At 66.6% G+C, this 15733-nt stretch carries 14 protein-coding genes and 1 tRNA gene; 11 read left to right on the top strand and 4 right to left on the bottom strand.

From position 1 onward, the window contains the following. Positions 1–2: 2 nt before the first annotated feature. Both AB0N84_RS00185 and AB0N84_RS00180 read right to left on the bottom strand, forming a co-directional pair. Positions 3–2171 carry a RecQ family ATP-dependent DNA helicase gene (locus AB0N84_RS00185; RefSeq protein ID WP_363542977.1) on the bottom strand — a complete coding sequence of 723 codons (2169 nt, stop codon included), beginning with the start codon at positions 2169–2171 and terminating at the stop codon, positions 3–5. A gap of 68 nt (positions 2172–2239) precedes the next feature. Further along, positions 2240–3712, bottom strand: coding sequence for a hypothetical protein (locus AB0N84_RS00180; RefSeq protein WP_363542975.1), 1473 nt, complete (start codon positions 3710–3712; stop codon positions 2240–2242). Between the two features lie 70 nt (positions 3713–3782). Here AB0N84_RS00180 and AB0N84_RS00175 point away from each other — a divergent pair, with 70 nt between their 5' ends. The 9 genes from AB0N84_RS00175 (at position 3783) to AB0N84_RS00135 (ending at position 12603) form a co-directional block, all read left to right on the top strand. Then, positions 3783–4616, top strand: coding sequence for an endonuclease/exonuclease/phosphatase family protein (locus tag AB0N84_RS00175; RefSeq protein WP_363542973.1), 834 nt, complete (start codon positions 3783–3785; stop codon positions 4614–4616). Continuing rightward, positions 4613–5200 carry a hypothetical protein gene (locus AB0N84_RS00170; RefSeq protein WP_363542971.1) on the top strand — a complete coding sequence of 196 codons (588 nt, stop codon included), beginning with the start codon at positions 4613–4615 and terminating at the stop codon, positions 5198–5200. The genes AB0N84_RS00175 and AB0N84_RS00170 overlap by 4 nt, the downstream gene beginning before the upstream one ends. 130 nt (positions 5201–5330) lie before the next feature. Beyond that, a tRNA-Pro gene (locus tag AB0N84_RS00165) sits at positions 5331–5404 on the top strand. Between the two features lie 371 nt (positions 5405–5775). Then, complete coding sequence (locus AB0N84_RS00160; protein WP_363542969.1) at positions 5776–7656, top strand: P-loop NTPase fold protein; 1881 nt, start codon at positions 5776–5778, stop codon at positions 7654–7656. Positions 7657–7978: 322 nt separating this feature from the next. Beyond that, a complete protein-coding gene (locus AB0N84_RS00155) occupies positions 7979–8488 on the top strand; it encodes a hypothetical protein (protein WP_363542967.1) in 510 nt (169 codons plus the stop codon). Further along, complete coding sequence (locus tag AB0N84_RS00150) at positions 8485–9783, top strand: hypothetical protein (RefSeq protein ID WP_363542965.1); 1299 nt, start codon at positions 8485–8487, stop codon at positions 9781–9783. Before AB0N84_RS00155 ends, AB0N84_RS00150 begins: the two co-directional genes overlap by 4 nt. Beyond that, on the top strand, positions 9783–10571 hold the full coding sequence (locus AB0N84_RS00145; protein ID WP_363542963.1) for a TatD family hydrolase: 789 nt from the start codon (positions 9783–9785) through the stop codon (positions 10569–10571). The genes AB0N84_RS00150 and AB0N84_RS00145 overlap by 1 nt, the downstream gene beginning before the upstream one ends. An 864-nt stretch (positions 10572–11435) precedes the next feature. Continuing rightward, on the top strand, positions 11436–12137 hold the full coding sequence (locus tag AB0N84_RS00140; protein ID WP_363542961.1) for a DUF5343 domain-containing protein: 702 nt from the start codon (positions 11436–11438) through the stop codon (positions 12135–12137). Further along, positions 12130–12603, top strand: a complete 474-nt coding sequence (locus AB0N84_RS00135; protein WP_363542959.1) for a TIGR02391 family protein — start codon at positions 12130–12132, stop codon at positions 12601–12603. Before AB0N84_RS00140 ends, AB0N84_RS00135 begins: the two co-directional genes overlap by 8 nt. 15 nt (positions 12604–12618) lie before the next feature. On the opposite strand, the gene AB0N84_RS00130 is transcribed toward AB0N84_RS00135, so the two are convergent. After that, positions 12619–12924: a tyrosine-type recombinase/integrase gene (locus tag AB0N84_RS00130; protein WP_363543384.1), complete on the bottom strand. Its 306-nt coding sequence runs from the start codon at positions 12922–12924 to the stop codon at positions 12619–12621. Continuing rightward, a complete protein-coding gene (locus AB0N84_RS00125; RefSeq protein ID WP_363542957.1) occupies positions 12921–13295 on the bottom strand; it encodes a tyrosine-type recombinase/integrase in 375 nt (124 codons plus the stop codon). Before AB0N84_RS00125 ends, AB0N84_RS00130 begins: the two co-directional genes overlap by 4 nt. 335 nt (positions 13296–13630) lie before the next feature. On the opposite strand from AB0N84_RS00125, the gene AB0N84_RS00120 reads away from it, so the two are divergent. Next, entirely contained in the window at positions 13631–14509 is an 879-nt protein-coding gene (locus tag AB0N84_RS00120) for a hypothetical protein (RefSeq protein ID WP_363542955.1), read from the top strand. Between the two features lie 475 nt (positions 14510–14984). After that, positions 14985–15641, top strand: coding sequence for a hypothetical protein (locus AB0N84_RS00115; protein ID WP_363542953.1), 657 nt, complete (start codon positions 14985–14987; stop codon positions 15639–15641). The last annotated feature ends 92 nt before the right edge of the window (positions 15642–15733 follow it).

The following is a 15733-nucleotide window of genomic DNA, read 5'->3' as shown; positions in this document are numbered from 1 at the left end:
TGTCAGGCGACCGTGGCGAGCGCGAACGGCAGCACGGCCGCCGCCCCCGCACGGCGGAGCTCCCGCCCGGCGACGGTCATCGTCCACCGGCTGTCCACCAGGTCGTCCACGAGCAGCACCGGCCCCTGGTGCGACCCCAGCGCCGCCGCCAGCGCCGGGTCGACCACGAACGTGTCCCACACCCCGGCCAACCGGTAGGCGCTGTTCGTCGCGCCGTCCCCTCGGGGCTCCCCGCCGTTCCGCCCGAGCGTCCCGAGGAACTGCAGGCGCCCGATCGACGACAGTGCCTGCGCCAGCGACCCGACGAGCTCCGGCCGCGACCGCGACGACATCGCCACGACCCCGGTCGGCCGCTCCGCCCACGGCCAGTCCTTGAGCGCTCGGATGCACCCGTCGACGAGCTCGCGCGAGACGGGGCCGTCCGGCGTCGACGCGGCGAACAGCGCGCGCAGGGGGCCGCCCCATCCGAGGTCGGTGAGCCGGGCGACGGCGCGGCCCGGCTCGACGAGCTCACCCGTGGGGATCCGGCCCTTCACGGCCACGCCGAGCGACGACATGCCCGAGGGCCACTGGGCGCGCGGCGCGATCTCGACGCCGACCCGGTCGAGCGCGGCGGCCGCACCGGAGGTGTCCGAGTCCGAGATCGACGTCGGGTACCAGACGCCGGCGCAGTTGTCGCAGCGGCCGCAGGGCTCGGCGGACGGGTCGTCGAGGTCCTGCTGCAGGAGCTGCATCCGGCACGCCGAGGTCGATTCGTAGGTGAGCATCGAGGACGCCTCGGCCTCACGCGCGGCGGCGACCCGCTCGTACCGCGCGGCGTCGTACTGCCACGGCTGCCCGGTCGACACCCACCCGCCGGCCACCCGGTGGACGGCACCGTCGACATCGAGGACCTTGAGGAGCAGTTCGAGCGTCGACCGCTTGATGTCGACGAGTCCCTCGAGCGCGACGGTCGACATCGCCGTGTCGGTGGACAGCGCCGACAGCACGGCCGACGCCCGCGCCTCGGTCGGCATGGAGGCGCTGGCGAAGTACTGCCAGATCTCACGGTCCTCGCGTCCGGGCAGGAGCAGGACGTCGGCGTTGTCGGTGGCACGGCCGGCGCGACCGATCTGCTGGTAGTACGCGACCGGCGACGAGGGCGCACCGACGTGCACGACGAACCCGAGGTCGGGCTTGTCGAAGCCCATGCCGAGCGCGCTCGTGGCGACGAGCGCCTTGAGCTCGTTGCCCTTGAGCTGCTGCTCGAGCTGTTCGCGTTCCTCGGTGTCGGTCCGTCCCGTGTACGCGCGCACGGCGTAGCCGTTCTCGCGCAGGAGCCGGGCGATGTCCTCGGCCCCGGACACCGTGAGCGTGTAGATGATGCCGCTGCCGGGCAGGTCGCCGAGGTGCGCGAGCAGCCACCCGAGGCGCTGCCGGGCGTCCGGCAGCGTCAGCACGCCGAGCCGCAGGGACGCCCGGGCCAGCGAGCCACGGATGGTGAAGACCGGGGCGTCCGGACCGGCCGTGAGCTGCTCGGCGACGTCCTCGACCACGCGCTCGTTCGCCGTCGCGGTCGTGGCGAGGACGGGGACCCCGTGCGGGAGCGACCGGATGAGCTCGGCGAGCCGGCGGTAGTCCGGCCGGAAGTCGTGGCCCCAGTCCGAGATGCAGTGCGCCTCGTCGACGACGAGCATCCCCATCCGCGCGATCAGCGTCGGCAGCTGCTCGTCGCGGAACCGCGGGTTGTTGAGCCGCTCGGGGGAGACGAGGAGCACGTCGACCTCGTCGCGCGCGAGGGCGGCCTGCGTGTCCGACCACTCGTGCGCGTTCGCGGAGTTGATCGAGACCGCCCGCACACCCGCTCGGGCCGCCGCCGCCACCTGGTCGCGCATGAGGGCGAGCAGCGGGGAGACGAGCACCGTCGGACCGCCCCCTCGTCGCCGGAGGAGCAGCGTCGCGAGGAAGTACACCGCCGACTTGCCCCATCCGGTCCGCTGCACGACGAGCGCGCGCTGCCGGTGGTCGACGAGCGCCGAGATCGCCTCGAGCTGCCCGGGGTGGAAGACCGCGTCCGGCCGCCCGGTCAGGGCGGCGAGGGCCTCCTGCGCCTCCGCGGCGATCTCGGCGGACGGCGGAGCCGTCGCGGGAACAGGCGAGCCGACGGACGAACCGACACCGAGACCAGACATGCCCCCATGCTGTCAGCACCGACCGACGGAACCGGCCCCGTCCCTCCAGGCTGTGGACGAGCGACCCGCTACTGGTACGTGATCAGCGACGGCGTCGGCGACACCTGGTCCATCGTCTGCTCCGGCGACAGCATGGGCGTGTCCTCGTCGTAGAAGTTCTTCCAGCCCCAGTGCACGCCCGCCGGTGCGTCCTGGTGCAGGGCCTCCCACGTCGCCTGCTTGTCGGGCTGCGATCCCTGGCCGTCCACGTGGACGAGCAGGTCGAGCTCCGGGTGGGACGCCAGCGAGGCCCGGTCCTGGATCATCGACAGCCGGAACTGGTGCAGCACGAGCGCCTTCGGCGGCAGCCCCTCGCTCCGCACGAGGTCGGCGAGCCACGACGACACCTCGTTCACCTCGGACGCCGACACGCTCCCGATCTGCCGCAGCGGCACCTGGTCCGCGGTCAACCGCCACTCCGGGTCGAGCGCGAGCCACACGCCCGGCTTCCTGAGCAGCGACTCGTACCGCTTCGCCTGCGACAGGAAGTCGGAGCGGCCGGGCTGCAGGTCGAGGATCACCGGCATCCCCGCGTCGTGCGCCGCGTCGACGTACGGTTCGAGCGTCGACACCGGGAGTTCGGTCGAGTAGTCGCCGTCCGCTCCGGCGTCGCCGGCCGCGACGGTCGCGATGACCTCCATCGCGGGCGTGACGGGTTCGTCGCCGAGGCCGTCGTACTGCTCCGCCGTGGCCTCCGCGCGACGGACCGTGGCCGCGGGGTCCTGCTCGCCGAGGACGCCGAGGACCGGCGCTCCGGGCGCGCCGTACAGCGCGACGTACCGGTGCCCGTCGAAGGGCCGCTGTCCGCCGTGCGGCAGCTGCCACCCGCTCGCCGCGGCGCGCACCGTCCACCCCGGGTCCGGCAGGTCGCCGAACGCGGTCCCGACCAGGACCGTCGGGTGCCCGGCTCGCTCGTGCAGGGCCGTCACGACGTCGGGCGCCGCGGCGGGGTCCGTGACACCGTCCGGCATGACGACCACGCGGGCACCGGCCGCCTGCGCCGTCGCCACGGCAGCCGCGTCCGGGGCACGGTCCGCCACCACCACGGTCGCCGGCCGGGAGGCACCACCCGTCTCCGGCGCGTCACCCCGGTCCGGCGCGTCCCGCTCCGGGACGTCGGTGTCGACCGTCACGTCGCCCTCGGCCTGGTACCAGTCCGCGCCGAGCCGGCGCAGCTCACGGGCGACGCCGCCACCGTCGCCGTCCGTGAGCAGGACGGGCACGTGCGCGGAACGGGCGGCGCTCGCCGCCTCCCGCACCGCACCGGCGTCGTCAGCAGCCGCGACGATGGCCCCCGGAGCCGACGCGAACAGCGCGCGGCTGGTCGCCACCGACCGCGCCGACGGGTCGCGCTGCGCGGCGACGGACACCGACCCGGCCGGCTCCTCCGCGAGCTCCGCCACGGTCGGCGCGGGCTCCGACGACGTGCACCCGGCGGCACCGAGCAGCAGCCCGGAGACCGAGAGCGCGAGCAGGACACGGGTGGGAGGGCCGGAACGCATCGGGCCACCCTACGGACCTGCCGGACGAGTCCCTGTGAACGCAACGGGTGTCGTCTCGTAGACAGGAACCATGCCAGCAGCACCGGACGACGACCGCCCGATCATCGGGGGGGTGGTCGCACCCGAGGTGCACTGCACGACCCTCAACCTCCGGCGTCCCGTGCCGCGCCCCGCCGGTCACCCGGATGCGTGGGAGCGTCGACGCGACGCCGTGGCTGCGCTCGTCACCTCCGAGGAACCCACCGTGCTCGCCGTCCAGGAGGCCCTGCCCACCCAGACCGCCGACCTCACCGCCGCCGTGGGGTCGCGTTGGGAACCCGTGGTCGTCGGCCGCGGAGCACGCGGCGGTGGCGAGGCGGTCGGGCTGTTCCTCGACCGCGAGCGGCTCGACGTGGTCGAGCGGCGGACATGGGCGCTGTCCCGGACGCCCTCCCGGCCCGGCTCGCGGTCGTGGGCGACCGCGTTCCCCCGGCACGCCGTCGGCGCCGTCGTGCACGACCGCGCCACCGGCCGGGAGTTCACCGCGATCGCCACGCACCTCGACGTCGCCTCGCCCTGGGCGCGGTTGCGCGGCGCGCAGCTGCTCGGACGGATCGTCCGCGAGCGGGGGCTGCCCGCCGTCGTCATGGCCGACTGGAACTGCCCGGCCGGGTCGGCGCCCTGGCGAGCACTGGCGGAGGCGGGTGTCGTCGACAGCTGGGACCGTGCCTCCCGGCAGGTGGGGGAGCCGTACGGGACGTACCCGCACTACGGGCGCCCGCGTGTCGGGGGCCGGCGCATCGACGGCGTGCTCGTGACCACCGACGCGGTGGTGGACCGGGTGGCGGTGTCGGTCCGGCGGCCCGGCGGTGTCTGGCCGTCCGACCACGCCGCCGTCCACGCCGTCGTGCGGTGGGCCTCGTGATCGCGACCCTGGGGACCACGTTCCTGCGTCGGCGGTTCCTGGCCGCCGACGTCGTCCGGCTGCTCACGCTCGTGAGCGTGCCCGTCGCCACCGTCGGGTGGGGCGCGACCTCGTTCGCGGTGATGTCGCTCGCGCTGTTCGGCGTCGTGCTGCCGCGGATGCTCGGACTCCGACCCGTGTTCGACGTCGCCGTGTGCGTGCTCGTGCTCGTCGCCGGGTGGTCGAGCGCACTCGAGTGGTACACCTCGGTGTTCCTCTGGGACAAGCTGATCCACATCGTGCTGACCGGACTGCTCGCGGCGTTGCTCGCGGTCGTCGCCGCCGACCTGCGCCTGGTGCCGCACGCGCCCGACGCCGGTCGGGTCTCGGTCGCCGTCCTGGTGTTCTGTGCCGGCCTGGCCATCGGCTCCGTGTGGGAGATGGGGGAGTGGCTCGGGCACGAGTTCGTCGACTCGCGGATCTACGTCGGGTACGACGACACGATCGGTGACCTGGCGGCGGACGGCCTCGGCGGGCTGCTCGTCGGGTTCGCACTGCCCTGGCTGGCGAAGGACCGCGAGGTCGTGCGGCCGCCGCGGCGCTGAGCCGTGGGGCGGCGACGCGCCGTGGCACGAGCACGGTCTCGGGTCCGCTATGCTTGACGGGCTGCTCACGCTCCGGTCGGACGCGGGTGGTGGAGCGCCGGCGACGGGGTTCCGAGCCCCTCGGGGCTCACGGGCTGTGGCGCAGCTTGGTAGCGCACTTGACTGGGGGTCAAGGGGTCGCAGGTTCAAATCCTGTCAGCCCGACCGAACCAACGGGGTGTCTTAAGAACTGTCTTAAGAACTCAACACCGAAGAGAGGCCCGCAGCCGTCAGGCTGCGGGCCTCTCTTCGTCCTCGTTCTTCAGTCTCAGGCTTGCGTGGGTGCTCGGCTCGCTCGCTCGAGGAGCGCACGCCCTAGCGCTCGATGGAACGGGCGGCGCGGGGCGCCGAAGACTTCGGTAGACCCTGCGCACCGCCTGACTCGGATTTCCGCTGGTCTAAGCTTGAGGCGCTCTCATAGTAAGGACAAGGATGCCTCCCACCGCCGACCCCAAGTCGTTCCTCGTCGCTGCCTCAGTGCGGGATGCCGCGGGCGTCGGCGACTACGCGGTGTCCGTGCCGGGGCAGTGGAAGCTATGACTTCGCGCTACCCGCTCTGGTCAGATGAACCGGCGACGCAAGATTTGCTCGCCTTCCGTGCCGTAGCTGAGACTGCTGCCGACGCCATCTTCGATGACGCGCTCGACCCGGTCGCGATCGGTCTCTCCGGTGCGTGGGGCAGCGGCAAGACGAGTGTGCTCGAACTGGTCAAGTCAGAGATCACCGAGCGATCCGAGGTCAGCGATCGCAAAGTGCTCGTCATTCCAACTCAGCCGTGGCTCTACGATCCGGCGGTTGGCCCGAAGGAGAGCCTCATCGCCGAGGTACTGGGAGCGCTCAGCAAGGAGTTCGAGGAGTCAGACCCGGTCGGTAAGGCTGGACTCGAGGTCTTCAAAAAGCTCGTCCGCAAGGTGAACTGGTCCAAGGCGGTCAAGATGGCGGCACGGACGGCCATCACCATGCAGCTGCCCGACATCGACGACGTCTTCGGCCTGGTCAGCGACGAGCCAGAGAGCCTGGACAGCGAGAAAGGCATGGCTGGCTTCCGCGAAGACTTCGAGAAGCTTCTGGCCGATCCCGCACTGGCGCACGTGTCGCGCGTGGTGGTGCTTGTTGACGATCTAGACCGTTGTCTGCCGGACACCGTGGTCGAGACGCTTGAGGCGATCCGACTCTTCCTTTCGGCTGAGGGCATGTCTTTCGTCATCGCCGCCGATGAGGACCGGGTGGCCGAAGCTATTCAGCAGAAGCTCAAGACCCCGGACCCGAAGAACGAGGACGAGGATCCTGCCAAGCTCTACCTGCACAAGATTGTTCAGACAACCATTCCGCTTCCCGCGCTGAGCAGGTTCGACACCGAAGCGTTCCTCTTCCTTCTGTTGGCGATGGCCGAGACAGGTGACGACGGGGCTGCGTATGCGGCTTTCGTCGCCAGGTGCGATGAGCTGCGCATTGACGGTGGCAGCCTGGATGACCTGGACGTGGAGGAGGGCAGCGCGCTTGCAGAACATCTCGTCACAGCAACGCGCCTGACACCGATTCTCTACGAAAAGTTCCACGGCAATCCGCGACGCATCAAGCGGTTCCTGAACGACTTGAATGTACGCCAGGCAGTTGCGCTGCGTCGTGGGTTCAAGTTGGAGCCGGATGAAGTCGCCAAGCTCATGGTGCTGGAACGCATCCTTACCGACGACTTCGAGACCGTGCTCGGCTGGCTCGCCTCAAACCAGTTGCGCGACAAGCTCGATGCACTTGACGTCGCCGCCAATGGCCGCGTTGAGGAGACCGAAGAGACGACACCCGAGCCGCCCGAAGACGAGGCTCCGCAGACCGGGTCGGCCAAGAAGCCTGCCGCAGCTCAGTCGGACCAGGAACCGGCCCGTGGCGACGACTTTAGCGACACGCTTCGACGTTGGGCGAAGCTTCCGCCAGTGCTCGATGCCTCGGCCATCTCAGGGTACCTCTACCTTGCAGCGTCGTTTGCGAAGATCGAGGTAATCGACACCGGGCTACCCGAGCGACTTCGCGACCTTGCGGTTGCACTGACCTCGAGCCTCAAACTTGATCGTGCAGGTGTCACTGACGGAGCCCTGAAACTGCTGCCGGAGGGCGACGCCCACATCCTGGTCGGCCATCTTGGACGCCGTACCCGTGACCAGCCGGGACTGCAGAGGTTCTCCGTCGAGAGCCTGCTTCGCCTCGCTGCGCAGCAGCCGACCACCCAGCCGAACGTGGTTACGGCGCTCAAGGGGCTTCCTGCGGCGAACGTCGAACCAGCGACGGTCATCAAGCTTCGACCGCTGGATCAGGCGGTCTACCGTCCGGTGCTCGACGCTTGGAAGGTTGGCTCGGACGACGAACAGCTCCAGGCATCGGTGGGCATCGTCGAGAAGGCGTGGAGAGGCAATGGGAACTAGCGGCTCTTTTGGCGGCAGTGGCGGCAAAGACGCAGGCGACCTCCGCGACAACATTGCGGCCTGGCTTGATGCCGTTGGCGAGCTTGGTGGCGCGGACGGAACCGACGTCGGTGACGCGGACCGGACAGACCAGCCTGCTGATCCCTCGCAGCCAGGAACTTCCGGACAGATGCCGAAGCTTGACCTCGGACCAGCACTCCGGGTGTTGCTCAACTCGCGCGGGCGCGGTGGAAGGAACGACGGCCCGGGCGGAGGTGGCGGTGGTGCCCGGGGCGGGGGCGGTAGCCGTTCGTCAGGCGGCGCAACTCGCTCTGTTGGACGGGTGTCTCGTGCGGCCGGACGCGCCGGACGACTTGCTCTTGCCTACTCGTCGGGCAACCGGGAGGCGCTGCGTGAGGCGGGTCTCAACTACGATGAGCTGCAGGGGCTCGGTGACCCTGTCGCTATCGGACTCAAGATCATTGAGGCTGCCTTCGAGTCCCAGGCAGACAGTACTGTCGCGGGTGCTGAGGAACGCGACATCGTCGCAAGCGTGGTCGAGTGGATTCTGGAGCAGCCTGCGGACCAGCCGCCAACACCAGAGGACGTTGTCAGGAAGTCCATCGAGACGACGATCGCAGAGACCGCTCTGACCGAGGTGTCCGCGACCGCCTACGCGAAGGACGCCAGCTTTGAGAAGCGCCGCAGCCTGGAGCGTCAGATTCGAGACGTGGCAGCGGAGTACGCGGCCCAGGCGACGCTGAATTCACGCGGCGCGACCGAACAACAGATGGCGCAGGCCATTGAGAACGGCCTCCGCGACATCGGGCAGATCTTCGGGGTTAGGTCATGATTCGACTGCTGCTCACGCTCTCGGAGACGACCGCCGATAAGGCACAGCAGGATGGCATCTACGACGAGGTGTATCTCTGGACCCGAAACGGCCGCACAACCTTCACCGGCGGTATCGATCCGTACCTTGCGGGACTCGGCATGGTGAACCCGCGCAACGTCGACCTCGTACGGATTGCCCTGAGCGTCCTCGCCGCGGATCGCTCGGTGCTTCGGGAGGGCGGCGGCTCCAGTTGGAATGCACGTGACTTCGACGTCACCGTGGAGGTAGGCGCTCCTGCCGTATGGGCGTCACACGCTGAGCAGCTGGCGCGCATGGTCGGCTTCCTGTCGGGCGACCATTGGACGTTCATCTTCACGCAGGCAACCGAAGCCGAAGAGACGGGCCTTCCGATCGACGAGCAGCACCACGACCGGACGGTGCTTCTGAGCGGCGGTGCAGACTCGGCCGCCGGTGCCGCGCTCTCCGCCGTCGAGCTTGGCGCCGATCACTCACAGACCCTGGTGTCGCACTACAGCTCAACCGCGATCTCTCCTGTGCAGCAGGGAATCGTCAGTGCGATCGCAGATCTTGTGCCCGGCATAGGTCAGGTGCACCGCCAGTTCCATCTTCATCGTGGGTCGAGGCGTCTGGACGGTTCATCGTTCCGGAGCGAGACCTCGACTCGTTCACGTTCGCTTCTGTTTCTTGCACTCGGGCTCGCCGTCGCTGAGCGTTCTGGCTCGATCCTGTGGATCGCCGAGAACGGCTTCGCCTCGCTCAACCCGCCGCTCGGTCCGGACCGTCGTGGCAGCCTTTCGACGCACACGACCCATCCACGCTTCCTGCGCGAACTCTCCGCGCTGATGCAGAACGTGGGTGGACATGGCCTTCTTGAAAATCCTTTTGAAGCCCTGACAAAGGGCGAGATGTTCCGCCGCGTTGCGGACGCTGTGGGTGTTGACGCTGCATCGAAGTACCTCAGCAGCACCAACTCGTGCTCGCACACCGATGCGCGCTACAGCGGCGCCCCGGTCGGGTCGTCCTGCGGCGTGTGTTTCGGTTGTCTCGTCCGTAGAGCGGCGTTCGTCGCCTCTGGTGTCCCGGACGCCACCACCTACCTCGTCAATCATCCGAGCGGCCGGTACGCCGCATTCGTTCGACAGAAGTCGATCGTTGAGCCGCTCCGGGACTTCGTCGGTCGTGGCATCCGCGCGCGTGACGTGATGGCAATGTCGCTCCCCGAGGACTATGCGGCGCAGGACGCGCTTGCTCTTTCGCAGCGTGGCGTCGAGGAACTGCGGGTGCTCTGCTAATGGCTGCCCAGCTTCCCCCGCTCGATCTTCACGCACACATCAATCCGAAGGCGCGGCCAGCCGATCTCGAGCGGCTTGGTGCGGTCGTGTTCGCCGCCACCAGGTCGCTGGATGAGTTCGAGTACGTGAGAAACCGCCGAGATCAGGTCACCGTCTGGGGTGTTGGGTGCCATCCTCGCGTGGCGCAGGCACAGCACGGCTTCGACGAAGATTGGTTCGGCTCGATGCTTGGCTCCACTGCGTTCGTGAGCGAGATCGGACTGGATGGACGCTCGAAGGTTTCGCTCGAGAAGCAGGAGCGGGTTTTCGCGTCCATCCTCAAGGAGCTTCAAGGCGCTCCCCGCGTCGCCTCGGTCCATAGTGCCGGTTCAGCCGACCGCGTCCTTGAAACGCTGACACACACGCCAGTTAAGGGGGCGGTCCTGCACTGGTGGCGCGGCGACGAGGCTCAAACCAAGCGTGCCATTGAACTTGGTTGCTGGTTCTCGGTCAACGCGGCAGGCCTGAAGCATCCGCGCGACGTCGCCTTGATACCGCTGGACAGAATCTTCACCGAGACCGACCATCCCTCCGGCGATCGAGCATCGACGTTACCCCGGCAACCGGGATCTGTCGGCGATGTCGAACAGGCACTGGCGAGGATCTACGGCATCGACACGTGGGCCGCACGGGAGCAGGTCTGGGCGAATCTGGCAGGTCTCGTGGACGGAACGAACGTCGAAGAGCTCCTGCCCACCGCTGTTCGGCGGATGATCGCCTTTGCGCGAACGAACGGAGCCTCAGGATGAAGCCGGCCCCTGAGACCTCGGCAGTCAAACTCCCGTTATCGACCCGGCGAGTACCTCGTTACCTGGCAAGTGCCCGATGGCAACGACGGCCACGCTGCAACCCCGGGGCTGCTCATTGTATACGAGGGAAAGTACCGACCGGAGATCTGGACGGTGAATTGGCGATTGATTGGGTATCCGAAGTATCGGCGGCTCAGCCTCAGTCCCCGGATGAGGTGTGCACTCGCGAGCAACGCTGACGGTGTTTGCCGGACGTCAGCGCGGGAAGCTGTGGTGGCCGTCGTTCCCGCGACGCAAATTTCTCGAACGGCTGGACTGCCAGAACGGAGTTACCGGGAGCTCATGCAGTGAGGACCGGAGAGGCGCGAGGCGCAACGTCGACCGTTGGCTCGACGTTGTAGGGGAGAGTGCGGAAAACAGGGCGACACGGAAACAGCCAAGGGACGACCGCGGGGGCAAGATGCCGAGGGTGCGCGGCATCGGCCTCACCGGTGCTGAACTCCTGTGAGCCAAGTGCGGTACCGACCTTGCTCCATGAGACAAATGCCTGATCAGAGCCACAGCACTTGTCTCGGCGCTCGTGCCAGAGATACGAGCTACTTTCGAGCACCGGACGTCCGCTCCACCTCAAGGATCTGGAGGTTTTTAAGAGAGCCCACCGAACCGAACCGGACCGGAAAGCCCCGATAGGACCCAGGTTCTGTCGGGGCTTCGTTCTCGTCCGGAGTTGCAACCCCTCCAGAACCCCTCGATCCTGAGTAGGTCTCAGCGTGGCGGTCGCTCAAGGTGACACTCGATGCTACGTTGACGCTCGCGGGCTGACGTCCGCGACTCAGCCTTTTTCGCGCCATTCTGGAGGATCCCATGGCCACTACGTACCCCTACATTTCGTCTGCGGGTCCGGTGGTCAAGACGATGGAGCGGTTCCGGAAGCAGTTTCCCCAAGAGGTGTCCGCGGAGACGCTCCGGAAGCTTGGCATTGCTCCGAAGAACGAGTCATACGTCATTAATATCTTGAAGTTCCTCGGCCTTATTGATGGAGACGGCAAGCGCGTGGCGGATAGGACCAAAGCGTTCCATCAGAGTGATGATTCGAAGTTTGCGGAACTGCTGAAGTCAATCGTTGAGCAGAGCTACAGTGCACTGTTCGATCTCTACGGCGAAGGAGGGTGGGCAATGGGTCGAGATGAACTCGTGACCTTCTTCAGAGAGTCTGATGGGTCGTCCGATCTCGTAGGTAAGCGGCAGGCCCTCACATTCCAGACGCTGGCGGCGCTAAGTGGACATGGCGAGATTGCGGCACCACGTCCCACGGCGACAGCCGCGAAGCCGTCTTCTTCGGCGCGTTCGTCCCGAGCTCAGGCGAAGCCGAAGAGCATCGCCCAGGGGCAGGAGTCTAGAACTGTTCAAGTAGGCGGCATCCCCAGCGGCTCGGGGCCCGACAGTGGCTCCGAGCGAGTGGGCCTCACCGTTCGAATCGAAGTGAACCTTCCTGCCGACGGTGACCAGGACACCTACGATGCGATCTTCAAGAGCATCCGAACAAACCTGATCGATCGTGGATGACTTCAACCGGTTCGAGCGGATCGTGCGTGCGGCGCATAGTCATACGGATGCTTCAGAACCCCTCTCAGATGGTCACCCGTTCGGTGATCGCAACATTCATGACGATTTGCCAGCGGTAGTTCGAGAATTGTTCGACAACGGCCACTATTCCCAGTCGACGTTCGAGGCGCTGAAGTTTCTTGATGAGGAAATTCAACGAATTACTGGATCGAGTGACTTCGGCAAGTCGCTGATGATGAACGTATTCAATGAGAAGAATCCGAAGCTAGCCTTGAACACGTTGACTAGTACGTCTGAGGTTAACGAGCAGGAGGGTTTCAAGTTCATCTTCGCCGGCACCATGACTGCTATCCGCAACCCCCGCGGACACCAAGCGGCGGTCGTCGATGATCCCGACACTTGTCTCGACCACCTAGGGCTTACATCGATGCTCCTGCGCCGACTCGACGATGCTGGGCTTCGCTAGGCGGGGTGGCAAAGGTCACCCCGCAACGGCGTCCTTAGACACTTCTTCGGCCAAGTTGCGGAACGCCGAGAATCTAGCCCGCTGCGCGGCGTAGTCCTTCTTCCGCAGGTGCGCATAGATCTTGTCGGTGATCGCGACCGAGGCGTGACACATGAGCCGGGACAGCTCGAACATGTCGAACGCGCCAGACTCCAGAACGAGCGTCGCGAACGTGTGGCGTAGTTCATGCAGCTTGAGCGTGGGTAGGCCGATGCTCTTTGCCGCGGGCTTGAACGTGTACCGGTGAAAGCCCTTGGGATCGAACGGCCGGTCGTAGGTCAGGATGGGTGGCCCTCAACCTTGCCCGGCCAGAGGCCGGCGTTCGGGTCGCTGCGGTGCGGGTGCTGAGCCAGGTAGTCCCGCACCTCGTGCAAGAGCGAGTCGACGAGGATCGGCACTTCGCGCTTGCTGTTCGCTGTCTTCGGCACTCCGACCACGTATCCGGCGGAGGTGTGTGTCATGTTTTGGTGCACCCGGACCTCCTTGTGGAGCAGTTCGACGTCGCGGACGCGGAGCGCAGCCAGGTCTCCGGCTCGGCGACCGGTGTAGGCCGCGAGACGGACCATCAGCCCGTAGGGCGGCTGCGCGTCAAGCGCTGCTGCAAGCTGTTGAACTTCGGTCGGTGCGTGCCAACGCCCACGGAGCGGGTCCACCGTCGATCGTCACAGCACTCGATTCGGATGCCGGCGATGACCCACCTGATCCCTCGTCGTTCCCTGGCCTCAGAGCGATCACGCGTCTTGCAGGTCGAGGAGCGGCACCCGTGCCGGAGAATGGGTGCATGCCTGAATCATGTGCTTTCTGCGGGTCGGTGGGTCCCCTGACCCGCGAGCACGTTTTCGGTGAGTGGGTGAGCAGGACTGGCTTAGATCTCGCTCCCATGCGTCATCACGCGGGCCCATTGAATGCTCTGCCGCGGGACATGGGGGAGCAGCCCCCATTCCGGCAGACAGTGAAGAGCTTCTGCGCCTCTTGTAACAACGGATGGATGAGCAACCTCGAAACGGTCGCGCAGCGAGTGCTGACCCCGTTGATCCTCGACGAGCCCGGGATGATCGCGCCGCAAGACCAGGCGGCGATCGCAACGTGGGTGCAGAAGACCGCGCTGACCGCGATGCTCCTCTCCAGCAGGGAGCAGCGGGAAAATGGCTACGGGCTCGCCCCGTCGGAATACAGGGCACTCTACGAGCGCCGCGAGCTGGTGCAACCGCTGGATTTCAGCCAGTTCTGGGTCGGCCGATTCGAGGGAATCAAGGGGTTCTCGGCTGTACGCGTCACCCCGCTGACGGTTCGCATCCCAGGTCTCCCCGAGCCGTCGCTGCCCCAGGGCTACGCGATGACGATCGTCGTCGGAGCGCTCCTCCTGCACGGCGTGCGGTTCACTACTCCAGGTCTTCAGGCGGACACGAAGACGGAGCTGGGGTTGCCAGCGCTGTGGCCATCGGAGACGTCGGTGATGTGGCCAGCGGGGCAGACGTGCACGGAGAAGTCTCTGCTCGCTCTCGCGGATGGGGGGATGTTGCGCGCAACGGGTGGGGAGGTGCGACTGCGACCCTGGTCTCACGCAGCTCACCTCCCGCAGAGCGCCTTCGAGAACGGCGCAATCAGAGTCCCTGCGCTGTGCCGCAAGCACGACATCTACTACCCCGCGGCCCTACTGCGAGAAGCGCACCAGGGGCGGTTCTACGCATTCATGACTTCGTGCGAGTGCAGCGCCTATCTGATTCATACAGACTCTGACCGCATCCGCTTCCGAGCCGCGGGCGAACCGGAAGGCATCGCGTCCGTGTACGCGGACATGGTTGGGGACGAGTTCCTCATCGAGGACCAGATTGGGGAGTTCGCCTGCAAGCGATTGTCCGCCTGACACAATCGGGGGACCGCTGGCTGTTCGGTTGATTCCCAAACTGCGAGCATATGGTCCTCGGAGGAAGGATTTGATTATGGCGGAAGCGTTCCGGCGCGATGTAATCGCGGTCGCTCGCCTCGGCTGTATCACCGGGACGAAGGTCGCGAAGGGCTCCGGTATCTCGAGCGAACCGGGATGATCTCGATCGGTCGAACCGCTTTCGACGACCGTGTCTGGCCTGGGCAACGTGCTCGGAGAACGCAGACTAGTCGAGACCTTGCTTGGATACAAGCATCAAGTATGTGTGGCGACGACGATGCCGACGTGCTCGAGTGTGCTGGCGTGGACTATATAGATATCGTGAGTGCCAGCCGACCGGCCTGCGGCAGGTAGTGGATGTCTTCTAGGGGGAGAGCGGAAGCGTATCGTCAAGTATCGGCAGGGATCGGGGCGGCCGACGGAGGCCGCCCGGGGGAACCTGAACGAACTGGTGATGCTCATGGAAGCGGCGGTCGCGCTGGCGAGCGTCGAACGCTGGGTGCAGGACTCCGTGTCGGCGACGGCGCGCCGGAAGGCAGGAGCCACACTCCTGACTGAAGCCATCAGGAGCGCCGGCAAGCATGATTCGTACGAGGTGTCTGTGGTCGACGGCTTCATGCGCCTGGGGGCCGTGAGTTTCGCCGCGCACGGTTCAGAGGCTGTTTGGGAACGGACTTTTCTGACAGGTGAGCGGGGCCGGCCTCGATCGGTGGACGTATGCCTGTTCAACGCGAAGCGTAACGAGGAAGCACGGGTCGAATTCGGTGCGTACTCGCCAACCAAGCTCCGCGACGATTCGAGGAAGCTGGCAGTCGAGTTACCAGCGACGACGGATCACGGGGTCTCGAACTTCGTAATGTTGTGGCGGACGCGGGAGTCCGGCGTGGTTGCGACGAGCTCAGAGTGGCGAGATACGTGCGTCAGAGATGCACGGGCCGTGTCCACCGCTCATTACGACGTGAAGATGGAGGTGGCCTCGGAGCAAGACATGTTTGTCGCTGCAAGTGCTAAACGGCGCAAGGTACAAGTCGCGCTGTTCTCGGTGATGAACAACGCTGCAGTTAACGGACCCGCGGAACCCGCGGCAGAGTCTGTGGACCTTCCTCTCTGAGTGTCTGGTCGCGCCGCATGTTCAGCGGAGTTGCCAACTCAACGGCCATCCGTCAACTGTGACACGCTCATGCCAGTAGGTCCCGGTGTCCT

Origin of the sequence: Curtobacterium sp. NPDC089185 (assembly GCF_040685235.1) — a bacterium.
Lineage (GTDB): Bacteria > Actinomycetota > Actinomycetes > Actinomycetales > Microbacteriaceae > Curtobacterium > Curtobacterium citri.
The sequence above is the reverse complement of the archived record's forward strand: the minus strand, read 5'-3'. Positions and strand labels throughout refer to the sequence as shown.